The organism is Cobetia sp. PDI-12MA (assembly GCF_059507695.1).
This window is the reverse complement of the sequence record NZ_CM183351.1, coordinates 2023147-2040251: the sequence shown is the minus strand read 5'-3', so window position 1 is coordinate 2040251 and position 17105 is coordinate 2023147. Positions and strand designations below refer to the sequence as shown.

Below are 17105 nucleotides of genomic sequence, written 5' to 3'. Positions count from 1 at the left end.
GTCACTCATGCGCGATCTCCTGCCAGCTCGGTGCGTGCCTGATCTGGCGGTACATGTCCTGACGACTGGCGTTGCACGATGCGCGAACTGCTGGCCTCATCCTTGCCATGCAGGCTGCCGTCGGCGCTGCCGCGATGGCGCAGCTGGCGTGACAGCATCTCCAGGCGGCTCTCGAGGCTGGCATCGTGACAGCCGCTGTCGGCTTCAGCGCGACATCCGCCGAGGCTCAGGCTGGCGTCCGGCAGACATTGCCAGCCCAGCCTGGTGAGTTGTTCGCCCATCGCCTGCTCGACGCGCGGCAGGTCGTCCGGATTCAGATACAGGCGCGGACGGCCGATAAGCGGCGGATCCGTCGCCAGCAGGCTGCGCACGCTGTCGATGATGTGCTCCGGGTGGGCCCGAAATGCCTCGCGGGCCAGATGCTGACCGACGCTGATGGCCAGTGCCGCCAGCTCATCGCTGATCTGCTCATCCAGACACGCCAGTGATTGCTGCAGATTCTCGATCAGTGGTGCCAGCTGGGCAGCCTGCTGTTCGAGAGCCATCTGGGCGGCCTCGGCCTGACGCGCCGCCTGCTCGGCGGCTTCCTGCCTTGCACGCGCCAGACCCGCTTCATAACCGGCTTTCTCACCCGCGGCATAGCCTTCATCACGTGCCGTCTGTTGCTGCTCTAGCGTCTCCTGCTCTAAGGTCGAACGGGCACGCTGCGCCATGCGCCGAATCAGGCCGACATCCGGCGCCGCAGTGTGCGGCATGCCGGCTTGAAAGCCGCCACCCGACTGAGACGCTGTGGGCTTGCCATCCAGCGCGTCGAGTTCCAGCGGCTGCCATTGATGCATGTCGTGGCTGCCTGCCACGTCGTGCTCGGCCCTCGGGGCAGGCGCGTCATGATGCGGATCAGAACTAGACATAGTCCTCGCCACCGCTGTTGATCACGATCTCGCCGCTGTCGGCCAGTCGACGTACCGTCTGCAGGATACTCTTCTGTTCGGCCTCGACCTGGCTGACACGCACCGGACCACGCGCCTCCATGTCATCACGCAGCATCTCGGCAGCACGCTGCGACATGTTCTGCAGGAATTTCTGGATGATCGCCTCGGGGGAGCCCTTTAGCGCCGTGACCAGCGTCTCGTTGTCGATTTCCTTGAGCAGTAGCTGGATGGAGCGGTCCTCGAGCCCGACCAGGTTCTCGAACACGAACATCTCGTCGATGATCTGCTGCGCCAGACTCTCGTCGTGATTGCGTACCGCCTCGAGGACCTGCTCTTCCTGCTGTCCCGGCATCAGGTTGAGTATCTCGGCCGCGGTACGAATGCCGCCCATCTTGCTGCGCTTGAGGTTCTGGCCACTGAGCATGTTGCTCAGCACTTCGGTCAGCTCCTGCAGGGCCGCCGGCTGCACGCCACTGAAGGTGGCGATACGCAGCAGCACATCGTTGCGCAGGGTGTCGGAGAAGTGCTCGAGAATCTGCGAGGCCTGATGGCGCTCCAGATGCACCATGATGGTGGCGATGATCTGCGGGTGTTCGTCGCGGATCATCTCGGCCACCAGCGGCGGCTCCATCAGGTTCAGCGTCTCGATGCCATTGTTCTGACCGGAGCTCTCGTAGATGTCTTCGAGCAGCGAGCTGGCGCGCTCCTGCCCCAGCGCCTTCACCAGCACCGAGCGGATATGGTCGGTAGAGAGCAGATTGACGGCGCTGAACTGCTCGCTGTCGGCGTGGAATTCCTCCAGCGTCTTCGCCATCTGCTCCTGGGTGACCTGCGGCATGTTGGTCATCGTCGCACTGAGCTGCTGGATCTCCTGGGCAGACAGGAACTTGAAGACCTCTGCGGCGCTGTCCTCGTCGAGGCTCATGATCAGGGCAGCGCTGCGTTCCATGTTCGTCAGTGTCTTACTCATGGTGACTCATCCAGTTCTTGAGGATCATGGCGACCATGCGCGGATCATCGCGGGCCATGTCACGTGCATCTTTGAGGTTCTGCTGATAGGTGGTCGGCGTGCGCGGGCCACTGTACGGTGCTGTCTGGCTCGCCATCATGCTGCCCAGCTCACCGTTGGCCGTCGCCAGGCCAGTCTCCATGCCGGCAATGCCACCCGCGGCGCTGCCGGCTGTCTGAGTGCCGGGCGGCTGACCGATGGTCTGGTAGGCCTCCTGCGGACGCAGCAGCGGCTGCAACAGCGGGCGCAGCAACTTGCGATACAGCAGCCAGGCGATGAAGCCGATGATCAGGTAGCGGCCAAGCTCGATGGCCAGCGCCTGCATCTCGGGATTGTTGAGCCACTTCTCCCACCACTGCTGCGGCGGGCCGGCGTTCTGCTGTTCGGCGGTCATGAAGGGCGCATTGATCACGCTCAGACTGTCGCCACGTTCGGCATTGAAGCCCATCGCCTCGCGCACCAGCGAATCGATCTGTGCCAGCTGGTCAGCCGCGAGCGGCTCGCTGACCGGGTTGCCGTCACTGTCCATGCTGCGACGGTGATTGATCACCACCGCCACCGAGAGATTGTCGAGGCGACCCAGGCGCGCACGGGTGTGGCGCACGCGCTTGTTGACTTCATAGTTGATGGTGCTGCTGCGCTGATAGTTGCTCAGGCCGCTGGCCGCGTCGTCTGTCTGTGTGCTGCCATCAGCATTCGCCGCGTCATCGGCATTGATGGGCGAGGCGGCAATTCCCGGGGGCGTGTTGGAGAGGGCGCCCGGCACGCCGCCGATGCCGAGCATCTCGCCGGCGCCGGTGTTGTTGAGCTGTTCACTGCGCACCGCTGCGCTGCCCGGCTGCTGATTGGGCGTGTAGTGCTCTTCGGTCTCTTCGGCGTGGGAGAAATCGAGCTGGGCGCTGACCTCGGCGCGGAAGTTGTCGCGTCCCACCAGCGGCGTCAGCAGAGCATTGATGCGCGATTGATAGCTGCGCTCCAGTGCCTGGGCATATTCCAGCGCACTGCCATCGAGGTTGAGCGCATCGCCCGCCGGGCGCGACAGCGGATTGCCGTCCTGATCGACGACGGTGATATCTTCGCTTGCCAGGCCCTGCACGCTGCCGGCCACCAGATGCTGGATGGCCTGGATCTGACGTGCCTTGAGCTGCTGGCCGCCCTTGAGTTCAACCACCACGGACGCCGTCGCTGGGCGGCGTTCGCGCACGAAGACGGAATCTTCCGGCAGTGCCAGGTGCACACGGGCACTGGAGACCGGCTCGAGACTGGCGATGGTGCGTGACAGCTCGCCGGACAGGGCGCGCTGGTAATTGACGTGTTCGGTGAACTGGCTGATGCCGAAGGCCTGGGTATCCATCAGCTCGAAGCCGGAACCGCCCTGGCTGGGCAGGCCCTGCTGGGCAAGTGCCAGGCGCAGGCGATAGACATCTTCCTTGGGGACTTCGACGGTGGCGCCTTCATTGCTCAGCCGATAGGGCACGCCGGTCTGCTCCAGCTGCGCGACGATCTCGCCGCCTTCGCTGGCGGGCAGATCACGATAGAGCACACTCCACTGGGTGCCAGCGCCCCACAGCAACAACGCGACGATGACAGCCACGCTGAAGGCGGCCGCCATGATGAGCGGCAGACGTGGCAATGCCGCCAGGCGCGCCATCAAGGGGTTGGCTGGCTTGTTCGATGATTGTGGCGTCGTCGAGGTGCCCGACTGGGGCGCTGTCTGGCTGGGTGTACTCATGCAGATGTCCGATAAGCGCCGTGGTCTGAACTCGCAGCGGGTGATACCAGCAAGCAGGGCGAAACATGAAAACGATGGATCAACAATGTCGCGTTTCGCAGCGCCTTCTTGCGTAGGCTGGCCATTATCGAAGCTGGGCGCACATCCAATCAGACGAATAGCGTCGCAAAACAGGGGTATTAGTCACTTTCAGCCGCTCGACTGACTGGTAGTCTGAGCCCCACTGAAAGCGGCAGACGAATGGCGCGTGTTGAGAAAGGAGAGGCGGGATGGCGATTGAGGCAGTCGGCGCGGCGATGTCATCCGCGATGACGGGCAGTCTACAGCAGCTCGATCAGATGGCGGCGCAGGCGGCCGGAAGCAATGCTCAGTCGGCGGGTGCAGTGTCAGAGGCCAGCGGTACTGATGCACAGGGCTTTGCCGGCATGCTCAAGGATTCGCTGGCGCGCGTCAGCCAGTCACAGCAGGTCGCGGCAGGCCAGGCCAGGGCCTTTGAGCTGGGCAGCCCGGATGTCAGCCTCGATCAGGTCATGGTGGCGGGCCAGAAAGCTTCACTGGAATTCGAGATGACCGTACAGGTGCGCAACAAGCTGCTCAGCGCCTACAAGGAAATCATGAATATGGCGGTGTGATTCATGTCCGCATTCCAAAAAAGGGCAGACGCGATGCGTCTGCCTTTTTTGTTTTCTGGCGGTGGTGCTGGATATCGCTGGCGGAGGTTGAAATGCAAGAGCGCTGTTGACTAAAAGGACCAATATCAACAAGGCCACTATTCTCTGCCAGCGACGGGCCTGCCACTCTTGCTGAGTGACAGGTCTATGCAGCACGCGAGCCAGAGATCAGCCCAGCAGTGACAGCACGTTCTGCGGCACCTGGTTGGCCTGGGTCAGCATGGAAGTTCCTGCCTGCTGCAGAATCTGTGCAGTGGTCATGCTGGAGACTTCCTCGGCGTAATCGGCATCCTGGATACGTGACTGGGCAGACGCCAGGTTGGTTTCAGTTGTCGCCAGGTTGGTGATGGCAGAATCGAAACGGTTTTGCACGGCACCGAGTTCGGAGCGCATGCTATCGACATCCTTGAGTGCGGCATCCAAGGCGGCAAGCGGGTCGGGCGTTGCTTCGCCTTCAGTCACAGCGTCCATCGTCAGGGCATCGTCCTGGCCAACGTAAACCTGTGCACCAGTATCATCGGTGACCATGCCATTTTCTTGGGCATAGTAAGTAGTTGTCTTTGTAGTTTCAGTGGCTTCTGTCAAATCGCCATCAGCGTTCATATAGATGGCGTCACCGTCATTCAAGTCACCAACTGTTGCTCCGGCTTTTACTGTTCCACCAGCATCAATATCGAAATCATTGATTGATGCGGTGTTATCACTACTATCTGTAACATCCACGGCTCCAGCCAAGGTGATACTACCGCCGTTCGCAGCGAGCATATTGCCCACATTGGTCTTGTCAGCTACGGCACCCGTGACATCGATGCCGTCTTCAGAAGCTAGCCCAGCAAATTTAGTGCCACTGTCTTTCAGAGTAATAGTGGCTTCTTCAATATCTGTGCCTGTTAGATCTAGAGCTGCTCCGTTAACACTATTTATCGCAGTGGCTAGTGCTGCATCTTGGGATTGCATTGCTGCTGTCAGGTTATCAACTGTAGCATCAGCATAAGTGGTATTAGCGCCTGACGTTGTTGCCGTTAAGTTGCCAGATCCATCAATATAAAGAGCTTCAGAATTCGTGTTGGTGATGCTCCCGTTTTCTTGAATGAGAACGTCGGTAGTGCTTCCACCGATACTTATCGTGGCGGCACGAGCTCCCTCGCCTGCTGCTGGAGTCAGCTGTGTTGCTACTGATGTAGCACTGGCATTATCTACATCGTAAGTAAAGTTATCGTTTGTTGCGCTATATGTTAAGTCATTAACTGAGAAGTCTATGGCAGCATCCGAGGTATCCTCGAATCCAGTTGCACCTGTCGCATTAAGTGAGACGGTGGCACCGTCATCAAGTTGAGACATCAAATCTGATGATGTCAGCTGGTTGTTGGCGGTGACAGTATCTTTGGTGTAAGTAATAGAACCGTTTTCGTTAGCGGTTGCGGCAGCATCAAAACCTGCAAGAGATAAGCTGTCTGCAGTAGCAGCATCATTGTCAACCTCACCACTTCCATCCACGTTGAACCCAGTCAGGCCCAAGGTTTTGGCGTTTATCTGCTTGAGATCAATCTCGATTACTTCACCATCATTGGCACCCACCTGGATGCTCATGGTGCTGTCTTCTTGAAGAACGTCAATACCATTGAAACTTGTCTGTTCAGAAATACGAGTGATTTCTTCAAGACGTAGATCAATTTCATTCTGAATGGAGGTCAGATCATCCGCATTGTTGGTGCCATTGGCAGCCTGAACGGTCAGTTCACGAACGCGCTGCAGGTTATCGTTGACCTGATTCAAAGCACCTTCAGCGGTCTGGGCGACAGAGATGCCGTCGTTGGCGTTACGCTGCGCCTGGGACAGGCCGGTGATCTGGGAGTCCATGCGGTTGGCGATGGCCTGGCCGGCGGCATCGTCCTTGGCGCTGTTGATACGCATGCCGGAGGACAGACGTTCCATGGAGGTGTTCAGGGCGTTCTGGGACTGATTCAGGTTCTGCTGAGTCACCATGGAGAGGGTGTTGGTATTGATCACTGAAGCCATGTGTCACTTCCTGTCGTAATGGGGAGATTGATGGCGTGTCGCCAGTAACGACTCCTGTGCCGTTGCTTCAGTTATCGTCGCGGCGCGACAGAACTTTAGAAATTTTTTGCGGCCTTTTGACCTTTCTCATTTCGGCTGTCCCGCTGGCTTTCCTTGCGCGCTCTTCTTACGGGCGCTCCTCGTGACATCCTGTCGACCGGCTGGTGGGCGTTTGTATGGCTCGCGCTCACTCACTGTCTCTTAACGTCTGCCTTCATTTTCGCCTCCCCGAGGCGGAGTGGCGACGTAAGGCAGGAAAGCCGTCGCTGAGGGTAGCTATTCGAGCGAATGGTTTGTGGCGGGGGCGCGACAATACGCTGGGAACAGGAGTCCCGAGATGGGGGCACGACCCTGAGTCAAACGACCCCGAGGGATGCAAGCGAGGACCAGGACGCCGATGTATACCGCCAATGGGCGCATGGCCCAGCAGGATATCTACACCGAGTATCAGCCGCTGGTGCGCCGGATCGCGCTGCAGCTGCAGGTGCGCTTGCCAGCGAGTGTCGATCTCGAGGATCTTATTCAGGCTGGCATGCTGGGGCTGTGTGAATGCGTGGGCCGCTATGAGCAGGGGCACGGCGCCAGCTTTGCCACCTATGCCAGTCAGCGCATCCGTGGCGCGATGCTCGATGAGCTGCGCTCGCGTGACTGGTTGCCGCGCAGTGTGCGCCGGGCCGGGCGCGAGCTTGAGAGCGTGATCCAGCAGTTGGAGCAGAGCCTGGGCTATCCGCCCGAGGAGACCCAGATCGCCGCTGCCATGGGGCTTGAGCTGGAAGATTACCGACGACTGCTGCTGGATACCAACAACGGCATGGTGATGTCGCTGGACGAGATGATGGATGAGGAAGGCGGGCTGGCGGGCGGTTATGCCTCGCCTGAAGCGACGCCTTTCACCACGCCGTTTGCCTTGCCGCATGATGCGCTGGAAGAGGCCGATACGCGGCGGGCCTTGAATGAGGCCATCGCGCGGCTGCCGGAGCGCGAGAAGCTGTTGATGGCGCTCTATTATCAGGAGAAGCTCAACCTCAAGGAAATCGGCGCGGTACTCGATGTCACCGAGTCGCGTGTCTCGCAGCTGCATTCCCAGGCCGTGCGCCGTCTGCAGGGTGTGCTGGCACCGCATCTGGTGGCACGGGCGGGCAAGCGTCGTCGCTGAGTCTCTATCCTGAGTCTCTATCGTTGTGAGCCTTCTTCGTTTCCCCGAACTTTATCCTCTCGCTGTACTGTCTCGCTGTTCCGCCTGCCTTTGTGTCTCCTGTCTCAGTTTCTCCTTTCCCTGTTTCGCCCGCCCCAACCAAGAACACCGCCCTGAGAGGCGGTGTTCTTGTTTATCACTCGAGCATGTCGTCAGGCGTGATCAGTAGCTCTCACGCTCCGGTTCCGACTTGACGCGGCGCTCCTCTTCGCTGAGGTGCTGGGCCTGTTCGTCGATATGGCCATCCAGATGCCAGTCGTCTTCCATGCCGGTGACGCGGTCGTTCATCACGCCTTCCTCATTGTCGACCTGCTGCACGACGCCTTCTTCTGCTTCAGCGGCGGCTGCCTGTTGCTGGGCAGCGAGTTCTTCCTCGCTCAACTCCGGCTCAGGTTCGGCATCGAAGTCGAATTCCAGCTGACCGGTTTCCGGCTCGGTGATGGCTTCCTCGACCCAGGCGGCGCTCAGCGGGCTGGTGGTGGAGGGCGCCACCACATAGTGGCCGGGGTGATCGCCTTCTTCGGCATCCAGTTCCTGGCGCGGCTTGCTGGTGACACTGGCGGCCAGAATCACGATCAGCACGTGAATGGCGGTCAGGGTATAGAGGAAGCCGACGGCCCCGAAGCGCTCCATCAGCAGACCCGCGGTGAGCGGGCCCAGAATCGCGCCCGCGCCATGCATCAGCACCAGCGTGCCGCTGGCGGAGATGATCTGTGGCGTGGTCAGCAGGTTGTTGGCCGCCGCCAGGAATAGCGAGTACTGGGTCAGGATCAACCCGCCGAGGCCTGCACCCAGCAGCGCCATGGTCAGCATGCTGCCACCACTGAACGGCACGCCACCGATGGACAGCGCGATCGCCCCGAGACTGCAGCCCAGAATCACCTTCTTGGCCGACAGCTTGTCGGAGAGCTTGCCCAGCGGCCATTGCAGCAGGGCAGCACCCAGGATGAAGGCGCCCATGAACCAGGAGACTTCCTGCACCGGCAGGCCGGCGCGGTCGGCGTACACTGCGCCCATGCCGAAGACGGTGCCGTTGGCGATACCAGTGGCGAAGCCGCCCAACGTCCCTAGTGGGGCAAGGCGCAGCAGACGCACCAGTCCCATCGCCTCCGGCTGCGCGCCTTCCGGTTGTGGCGAGGCGGACAGCAGCATCGGTACCAACGCCAGCGACATGATCACCGAGACCAGGATGAACAGCAGGTAGGTATTCGGATTGGCGACGTTGAGCAGCAACTGACCGCCGCCCATGCCCAGATAGGTGATCACCATGTAGATGGCCAGCAGACGGCCACGCATCTGGTTGGTCGCCTGGCTGTTGAGCCAGCTCTCCGCCACCACGTAGAGGCCGGCGAAGGCGAAGCCGGTGATGAAGCGCATGGCGATCCACACCTCGGGCACCACATAGAGTGCGTGGATCAGGATGCACACCGAGGTGATGGAGGCCAGCGCCGCGAAGGTGCGCACATGACCGACCCGGCGCAGCTTGCGTGGCGCAAGTGTCGAGCCGAGCAGGAAACCGGCGAAGTACGCCGACATGATGATGCCCGTCATGGTGTTGCTGAAGCCTTCCGAGGAGGCGCGAATCCCCAACAGACTGCCCTGCAGTCCGTTGGCCAGCATCAGCATCCCCATTCCCAGCAGCAGCGACCACAGAACGACCGCTGCGCCGAGACTGCTGGTCGGCTGCAGTCGTTTGCGCGAGGTGTCGAGCGGCTCGGTCTCGAAGGTGGGAGTGGGTATGGCTTCCTGCTGGGGGTGCGGCATGGAAGGGGGCCTCATCAGTCAGGGTCGGGACCGTGGGAGCGGTGCCGACGAGATGTCAGGTACGACACTTGCGTGCGTGATGTTGGTCAGTCGTGGTCGGTCCTTGTGGGAACGGCGCTCAGTCTACCGACCGAAACCGGAGTCTGCGACCCGTGGTACGCCATTGCGTGGTTGAAAGGCGACATATCGTGAAATTTGTCTCAAGGATGTAATGGTATGGATGAATATACAGTATCTCCTGAAATTTTGACCCGACACGGACTCGGGACACGCTGGCGCTGTAAAAGCCCGGCATCCTGCAAAGGACAATATCGTCAAACTCGCTGTTGGCGGGGCCTGCGTGAGGGTTGGCCCTCTTGCATCGCTGGGTACACTTCTTGGCAACACACGCTGATGACACCACATGGTCGAGCGTTTCGTACGCAAGAGGTCTCGGAAAACCCGTGGGGTGTATGCATGTACAGTAATGGGTAATACAGCAAGACAGCATGTGAGCGTCGAAAAAGCACCGATCTGTCGCATGGTCGAATGGTCAGCGACCAAAGTAGATGCGAATCTGCCTCTGGACACACTCAACAACATCATAATCAAGAGGTTATTCATGACCCTGACCGCTGCACACGCCAACGCTGGCCCCGCCTCTCGTCACTTGCGTCCCCGCTCTCCAGCTCTTTCTCAAAGCCATACCACGCGCCCGCCTATCGCTGCCACGGGTCGCTCTGCCCTGATGGCCGGCGTGCTTGGCCTGGCCTTGCTGTCACCGCTGATGGCGAGTGATGCCGAGGCGCGCGAGCTGTCCGTCTCCACCGTGCTGTCGGATGCCTTCCCGTGGGGGCAGGCGGCCGAGAAGTGGGCGGAGCTGGTAGAGGAGCGCTCCGGTGGCGAGCTCACCCTGCGTGTCTATCCGAATGCCCAGCTGGTGGCGGGGGACCAGACCAAGGAGTTCTCGGCCATGCGTCAGGGGCTGATCGATCTCGCGGTGGGCTCGACCATCAACTGGTCGCCCCAGGTGCCGGAGCTCAACCTGTTCTCGCTGCCATTCCTGATGCCGGACCACGCCGCCATTGATGCGCTGACTCAGGGCGAGTCGGGCAAGCAGGTCTTCGCCGCCATCGAGTCCAAGGGCATCAAGCCGCTGGCGTGGGGGGAGAACGGCTTCCGCGAGGTGTCCAACTCCTCGAAATCGATCACCTCGCCGGATGACTTGAAGGGCCTGAAGATTCGTGTAGTGGGCTCGCCGCTGTTCCAGGACACCTTCACGGCGCTGGGCGCCAACCCGACCCAGATGAGCTGGGCGGATGCCAAGCCGGCACTGACCACCGGCGCGGTGGATGGACAGGAGAACCCGCTGTCGGTGTTCGATGTCGCGCGCATCGATCAGGTCGGTCAGACCCACCTGACGCTCTGGCACTACATGGCGGACCCACTGATCTTCGCCGCCAACCAGCGCGTGTGGAAGTCGCTCAGTGAACAGGAGCGCACTCTGCTCACCGAGACTGCCAAGGAAGCGGGTGCCTGGGAGATCGCCATGAGTCGTGAGGGCAATGCCCAGCGGTTGGCGGACATCGAGGCGCGCGGCGTGAATGTCGTCAAGCTCGATGAGGATGCGATGCAGGCCTTCCGTGACGCCACCCAGTCGGTCTACGCCAGCTGGACGCCCAAGATCGGCGAGTCTCTGGTCGAGACGGCACGTGCCGAGGTCGAGGCCTCGCGCTGAGTCGGCCAGGGCCACCATCGCCGCTGCTCACAGAGCAGATGACATCGGGAATAATGCGGTCTGTGCGCGTTATTGAGTGAAGAACCACGCCGGGGCCTGACAGCCTCGGCGTTCTTGTGGATCGCGTGTCATGTCGCAAAAGTCGCAACAAATCTCTCAACAAGCATCACCTCAAACATCGCAACGAGCGCCGCAAGACGGCGCCAACGGAGCGCCTGCCCCCGCGGACAGACCACCGCCACGCGTGCGGCCGGAATCCTGGCTGGCGGCGTTGGCGCTGGGGCTGATCGGTATCATCAGTCTGGCCAATGTGGTGGTGCGCTATGCCACCGATGCCTCCTTTGCCTTTACCGAGGAATTCTCGGTCTTCCTGCTGGTGTTGTTGACGCTGGCGGGCGCCTCGGTGGCGATTCGCCGTCAGGCACATATTCGTATCGCATTGCTGGAAGACGTGCTGCCGTTGCCGCTCTGGCGACTGGTCGTGGTATTGCAGACCCTGGCGGTACTGGTCGTGTTGGGGCTGGTGGTGTGGTTCGGGGGTACCTTCGCGCTGGAGGAGTATCAGTGGGACTCGCTGTCACCGGGACTGGGCCTGCCCAACTGGAGGTACGTGATCTGGCTGCCGATATTGGCGCTGGCGATGGCCTGGCGTCAGTTGCAGCAGTGTGTCGAGCGTCTTGCGCAAGGGCCTGGTCAGGGACCCGGGCAGAATGCGGCGCCGGAGCACAAGGAGTCTGATCATGAGTCCTGATCTCTGGTTGCTCGCAAGCTTTGCCGCGCTGTTGATACTCGGCGTGCCGGTGGCCTTCGCGCTGGGGCTCTCGGGGGCGGTGGGGATCGTCGCGGGGCTGCCGGTCAGCATGCTAGCCACCCTCGGCACCAATACCTACAACAGCATCGCCAAGTATCCGCTGATCGCCATTCCGCTGTTCATCCTGACGGGGCTGGTGTTCGAGCGTGCCGGTGTGGCGGCGCGGCTGGTGCGCTTTGCCCAGGCGCTCATCGGCCCGCGTCACGGGGGGCTCGCACTGGTGGCGGTGCTGGTATGCCTGATCATGGGCGGCATGAGCGGCTCCGGCCCGGCGGATGCGGCCGCGGTGGCGATGGTGATGATCCCCAGCATGACTCGGGCGGGCTACCCTAGGGCGTTCTCGGCGACGCTGATTGCGGCCTCGGCCTCCACGGCGATCCTGATCCCGCCGTCCATCGCGCTGATCCTCTATTCCATCGTGGTGCCGGGGGTGGATCTGCGTGCGCTGTTTGCCGCGGGCCTGATTCCGGGCTTGCTGGTGGGCGTGGCCTTGCTGCTGCCGGCCTGGTTCCTTTCGCGTCGCTATCGCTGGGAAGACCCGACTCAGGTAGAGCGTATCGCGCTGGGTCCGGCGTTCCGCGCAGCGATCCCGGCCCTGCTCGCGCCGGTGATCATCCTCGGCGGACTGCGCTCAGGCCTCTTCACGCCCACGGAAGCGGCGGTAGTGGCCGCCGCCTATGGGCTGTGTGTCGGGTTATTCATCACCCGCGAGCTCAAGCTCTCCCAGGTGTGGGAACTGCTCAGAGAGGCGGCCGTCATCTCCGGTGTGGTGATGCTGATCATCGCGCTGGCGGGCATATTCGCCTGGGCGGGCACCATGCTGGGTACCTTCCGGCATCTGGCCGAATGGCTGATCACGCTGTCGGATAGCGGAACGACGCTGCTGATTCTGGTGATGGTGGCAGTGCTGATCGCCGGGATGCTGCTGGATGCGGTCTCCATCTACCTGATCCTGATGCCGGTGCTGATTCCGGTGATGCAGCACTTCGGCTGGCATCCGGTGTGGTTCGGTATCCTGCTGGCGATGAATATCGCGATCGGGCAGTTCACCCCGCCAGTGGCGGTCAATCTGATGGTGACCAGTAGCGTGGCCGGGGTCCGGCTCGAGAAGACGGTAGGTTGGGCCATGGTCTTCGTGGTGGCGATGCTGGCAGCGCTGGCGGTGGTGATGTTGTTCCCTGAGCTCGCCCTGTGGCTGCCACGCGTGCTCGGCTACGCGGTGTAGCAATCCGCAGGAAGCAGGAAGTGGAAAAAACAAGACGGCTTGCCTTCCGGGTAAGCCGTCTTGCGTTTCGGGGCACCTTGTACTCTGCTACTACCTGAATACTTGGCATCCAGGCTGATTGTTCCAATTATCGTTCAGCCAAATAGAGAGCGGATTCTGGTCGCCCGCTGTGCGAGGAATGGGGTGATTCTTCTGACGCAACGGTGCGCGACGGCAAAAAATGTTAGCCTGCATATATTCTCAGCGACGACGCTGCCCTCCAGATCCGCATGGTGGAACAGTCCACTCGCGGACCTTGAATGCGCACGAGTCTGCCACCATCGTTGAACGCTGATTGTACGCATGTCAGTCGGGATTCTGTCAGGTGGGACCAAGCTCTCGCATGACGCAAGCCAGATCTCGCATAACACAAGATTAGGACATCTCGATGAAGGAAATCGCTGCAGGCAATGATGTTGCGCCTGGCTTCAATGCGCTGCATGAAATGGTGGTCGGGGAATTCCTGATCAGCCCGATGCTGGTCTATGCGCTGGTCGCCTTGCTGGCGGCGGGTATCATTCGCACGCTGCTGCATCGTCTGTTGGCCAATCACGAGCTCTGGTTCGAGGCCTGGTTCGATATCTCGCTGTTTGTCATCTGTCTGGCGGCGGTGGTCGCCCTCGTGACGTGACGTGCGCCATTCCTTCAGCGTTACGCCATTCGTGATCCCGATCTTCCCGTGCCCCGTTTCGTGGCACCCATTTTCCCCAGCCCCTCTATTCCCCAAGGAAACCGCATGCGCAACCTGCGACACAAAGCCGTCAAATGGATCATCACTCTCTGTCTGGTGGCGGCTGCAGCCTGGTGTGCGGTGTGGCTGTGGAATACCTACATGTACAGTCCCTGGACGCGCGACGCCCGGGTGCGCGCCGAGGTGATCACGTTGAGCCCGGATGTCTCCGGTTGGGTGCGTGAGCTGAATGTGGCGGATACCACGCGCGTCAAGGAAGGGGACGTCATCCTTCAGGTCGATCGTGCGCGCTATGAGGCCGCGCTCGCCAAGGCCAAGGCCAGTCTCGCCAGTGCCAGGGCGACCCTGAGTCTGAAGGAGCATGAAGCCAATCGTCGTGGTCGCTTGACCAATCGTGCCATCAGTGAGGAAGAGCGCGACAGTGCGCGTCTGGAAGCCGAAGTCGCCCGCGCCGACGTGCAACAGGCCGAAGCCGCGGTGCAATCCGCGCAGCTGGATCTCGATCGTACGCGTCTTGTGGCACCCGCCGACGGTAGCATTCTCAACATGCACCTCAGTCAGGGCAATTACGTCACGGCAGGCACGGCGGTGATGGCGCTGATCAAGGAAGACTCCTTCTACCTGAGCGCCTACTTCCAGGAGACCAAGCTGCAGCATGTGCGTCCGGGCGATCCGGTCCAGATCACGCTGATGAGCGGCAATGAAGACTTCAAGGGGCGGGTCGTGGGGATCGGTCAGGGCATCGCCGATGACAATACCGCGACCAATGCCCAGCAGCTGCCTCAGGTCAGCGCCACCTTCAGTTGGGTGCGTCTGGCGCAGCGCATTCCGGTACGGGTGGAATTTGATGATATCGAGGCGGTACGTGCCTCAGGTGTCAATCTTGCCGCCGGCATGACGGCGAGTGTCAGGCTGATCACTGCTGAGGATGGCAAGGATGAGACCAGTCATGCCAAGGCGGATCCTGCCAAGGCGGAACCTGACGAGATAGATCAGGCCGCCCAAGACGCAGACGGGAAGCACTGATCCATGTCTCCCGCTCTGGCCGCCTTTCTCAGGCCTTCGCCGTTCGCCCTGAAGTTCGCCACCAAGGGTGTGCTGGCGATGGCGCTGGCCCTCTACGCCGCCTTCTTCTTCGACCTCGATCGACCCTATTGGGCGCTGATCTCGGCGGCGTTTCTGCAGACACGTCCGATGTCGGGCATGGTGGTCGAGAAGGGCATCTGTCAGGTCACGGGTACCTTCGTCGGTACCTGTGTGGCCGTGGTGATCATGGGCTGCTTTGCCCAGGTACCCGAACTGGCGCTGGGCTCGGTCACACTGTGGATCGGGCTATGTATCTATGGCGCCTCGCTGACGCACAACAATCTGTCCTATGGCTGTGTGATGGCGGCGGTGGCCTGCATGATCATCGTGGTGCTGACGTCCTCGGCGCCGGATGACTTCTTCTCGGTGGCGCTGGCCCGTCTCAGTGAGCTGAGTCTCGGCGCGCTGTGTGCTGTCGTCGTGAGTGCGCTGCTATGGCCGATACGGGTACGGGATCATCTCGGCCAGCTGGCGGACACAGCGGTGAATGCCACCTTCCGCTATATGGCGCTGGCGTTCTCGATGCCGTTAGAGGGAGGCAAGACAACTGGACGGCAAAAGGATCAACATCAGGAACGCATGGCGATGCTCGAGCAGATGATGACCGGGTTGGAGGCGCTCAACAATCTCGAGATCGATGCTCACTCGGCGCGTTATGAAGGCCCCCAAGGCAAGGGACGTATTCGCGGTGTTCACTTGCTCACACGGCGCAGCATGCGTCTCTACGCGACACTCAAGGCCCTGCACCAGCTGCGTCATCCCGAGTTCTTTGTGCCATCACAGAACGATGACGGTGGGGCAAGCGCACAGCCCAACGAGTTGAACCAGGTAAAGAGAGAGGAAGCCGAGCGTTTCAGTCAGCCGACCCAGGACCTGATGCAACGTCTGGGCGCGGCTTTACAAAGCATGGCCGACAATCAGGGCACGGCCCAGGCTCGCAAGACGCTCAAGGAGCTGCGCGGGGAATGTCTGCGCCTGTCACGCGGTCAGCGAAGCATCACCGCGCTGGAAGCCAGATTGCTGTTCAGTCTGCGTGAGGTGCTGGGGCATGCGCTGGTCATCCTGCAGGCACGTGAGGTCATCAATCATCCCGACCGTCATCAGCTGCGTCAGCCAAGCATGAGTTGGCACCGCGATCACGGACGCGCCGCCATTGATGCGATCCGCGCGATGACCATCTTCAGCGCCACGGCTATCTTCTGGCTTGCGACGGCGTGGGACAACGGGGCGGTGGCCATGCTGCTAGGGACTTTGTTCTCGGGCATCTTCGTCAGCCGTGGTGATCCGGCGCCGATCATTCCGATGGTGCTCAAGGGCTTGCTGCTGGCGGTCCCGAGCGTATTGCTGTTCGGCAATGTCATGCTCAGTCACGCCCAGCACTTCGTGCCCTTTGTGACCATCTTCAGTATTCCTCTGTTCCTCGGCCTGATGGGGTCCGTCGTGCCGGCGCTGGCGGGTATCGCCTTGCCCTTCGTGGTGTTCAATATTCTGCTGGTGATGCCGGACAACGGTATGACCTTCGATGTCGCCTATACCCTCAATCGAAGTCTGGCAGCCGGGATCGGTCTGATCGTGACCATCATTGGATTCCGCCTGATCCCTGTGCCGGGAGCCGGTTGGGACAAGCGCCAGCTGATTCGCGCCACGGCGAGTGATATTCGTGAGCTGGCGGAGCGCTCTACCGAACGCCTGGACAGCTGGTTCGGCGGCCGTATGGGCGACAGGCTGTTGCGCCTGGCCCGGCATGAGCAGACTCGCAGTCGTGAACAGGAAGCGCGCCGCAGTGGCGAAACTGCAAACGGCCAGCCCGATGCTGCACAGGAGCAAGTGCTCGGAATGCCGCTACTGACGCTGGGCCTGACAGGGATGGATATCGGACGCGGCATAGGCTTCGTGCGGCGGGAATTGGGCAACGATGTGCCGCGCCCGGTACAGCACGCCTTGCGCGAATTGATCCATGGGCTGGCGGATGACTATCAGCGCTGTGCCCGAGGGGAGAGCCCTACCAGAATGCGTGCGGCCGGCGATCGATTATGCGAAGTGATCGAGCAACATCGCACCATGAGTCGGCACAAGCAGGCGCTGCTGGCGGGCTGGCTGACGCGAGTTCAGCTAACCTTGCAAAGTGATGCATTGCTTCAGCGGCAACAGTGATAACGGCCGCTATCCGAAAGT

General features: G+C 61.1%; 13 protein-coding genes. 8 read left to right on the top strand and 5 right to left on the bottom strand.

The window, feature by feature from the left end; translation table 11 throughout:
• Nucleotides 1–5: 5 nt before the first annotated feature.
• The 3 genes from AC5WNI_RS08750 to fliF are packed head-to-tail and all read right to left on the bottom strand — an operon-like array spanning nt 6 to nt 3673.
• Nucleotides 6–911: a flagellar assembly protein FliH gene (locus AC5WNI_RS08750; RefSeq protein WP_495928338.1), complete on the bottom strand. Its 906-nt coding sequence runs from the start codon at nt 909–911 to the stop codon at nt 6–8.
• Nucleotides 904–1902: a flagellar motor switch protein FliG gene (gene fliG, locus AC5WNI_RS08745; RefSeq protein ID WP_192838828.1), complete on the bottom strand. Its 999-nt coding sequence runs from the start codon at nt 1900–1902 to the stop codon at nt 904–906. The genes AC5WNI_RS08750 and fliG overlap by 8 nt, the downstream gene beginning before the upstream one ends.
• Nucleotides 1895–3673, bottom strand: coding sequence for a flagellar basal-body MS-ring/collar protein FliF (gene fliF / locus AC5WNI_RS08740; protein ID WP_495928337.1), 1779 nt, complete (start codon nt 3671–3673; stop codon nt 1895–1897). The genes fliG and fliF overlap by 8 nt, the downstream gene beginning before the upstream one ends.
• 269 nt (nt 3674–3942) lie before the next feature.
• On the opposite strand from fliF, the gene fliE reads away from it, so the two are divergent.
• The gene (gene fliE / locus AC5WNI_RS08735; RefSeq protein ID WP_234368176.1) at nt 3943–4305 is read left to right on the top strand and encodes a flagellar hook-basal body complex protein FliE; all 363 of its coding nucleotides are present in this window, start codon (nt 3943–3945) and stop codon (nt 4303–4305) included.
• A gap of 207 nt (nt 4306–4512) precedes the next feature.
• On the opposite strand, the gene AC5WNI_RS08730 is transcribed toward fliE, so the two are convergent.
• On the bottom strand, nt 4513–6363 hold the full coding sequence (locus tag AC5WNI_RS08730; protein ID WP_284726056.1) for a flagellin N-terminal helical domain-containing protein: 1851 nt from the start codon (nt 6361–6363) through the stop codon (nt 4513–4515).
• 436 nt (nt 6364–6799) lie between these two features.
• Between AC5WNI_RS08730 and AC5WNI_RS08725 the strand changes: the two genes are divergently transcribed.
• Nucleotides 6800–7558: an RNA polymerase sigma factor FliA gene (locus AC5WNI_RS08725; protein ID WP_279838461.1), complete on the top strand. Its 759-nt coding sequence runs from the start codon at nt 6800–6802 to the stop codon at nt 7556–7558.
• Nucleotides 7559–7759: 201 nt separating this feature from the next.
• On the opposite strand, the gene AC5WNI_RS08720 is transcribed toward AC5WNI_RS08725, so the two are convergent.
• Nucleotides 7760–9361: an MFS transporter gene (locus AC5WNI_RS08720; RefSeq protein WP_284726057.1), complete on the bottom strand. Its 1602-nt coding sequence runs from the start codon at nt 9359–9361 to the stop codon at nt 7760–7762.
• 727 nt (nt 9362–10088) lie between these two features.
• Here AC5WNI_RS08720 and AC5WNI_RS08715 point away from each other — a divergent pair.
• The 6 genes from AC5WNI_RS08715 (at nt 10089) to AC5WNI_RS08690 (ending at nt 17084) form a co-directional block, all read left to right on the top strand.
• Entirely contained in the window at nt 10089–11078 is a 990-nt protein-coding gene (locus AC5WNI_RS08715) for a DctP family TRAP transporter solute-binding subunit (RefSeq protein ID WP_284726058.1), read from the top strand.
• A 244-nt stretch (nt 11079–11322) separates the two neighbouring features.
• Nucleotides 11323–11829: a TRAP transporter small permease gene (locus tag AC5WNI_RS08710; protein WP_495928336.1), complete on the top strand. Its 507-nt coding sequence runs from the start codon at nt 11323–11325 to the stop codon at nt 11827–11829.
• Nucleotides 11819–13114 (top strand): TRAP transporter large permease, encoded by a 1296-nt coding sequence (locus tag AC5WNI_RS08705; RefSeq protein WP_175088805.1) that lies wholly within the window; start codon nt 11819–11821, stop codon nt 13112–13114. The genes AC5WNI_RS08710 and AC5WNI_RS08705 overlap by 11 nt, the downstream gene beginning before the upstream one ends.
• Nucleotides 13115–13541: 427 nt before the next feature.
• Complete coding sequence (locus AC5WNI_RS08700; RefSeq protein WP_225346692.1) at nt 13542–13784, top strand: DUF1656 domain-containing protein; 243 nt, start codon at nt 13542–13544, stop codon at nt 13782–13784.
• 105 nt (nt 13785–13889) lie between these two features.
• Nucleotides 13890–14870, top strand: coding sequence for an efflux RND transporter periplasmic adaptor subunit (locus tag AC5WNI_RS08695; RefSeq protein ID WP_175088804.1), 981 nt, complete (start codon nt 13890–13892; stop codon nt 14868–14870).
• A 3-nt stretch (nt 14871–14873) separates the two neighbouring features.
• Nucleotides 14874–17084: an FUSC family protein gene (locus AC5WNI_RS08690; RefSeq protein WP_495928335.1), complete on the top strand. Its 2211-nt coding sequence runs from the start codon at nt 14874–14876 to the stop codon at nt 17082–17084.
• Nucleotides 17085–17105: the final 21 nt, after the last annotated feature.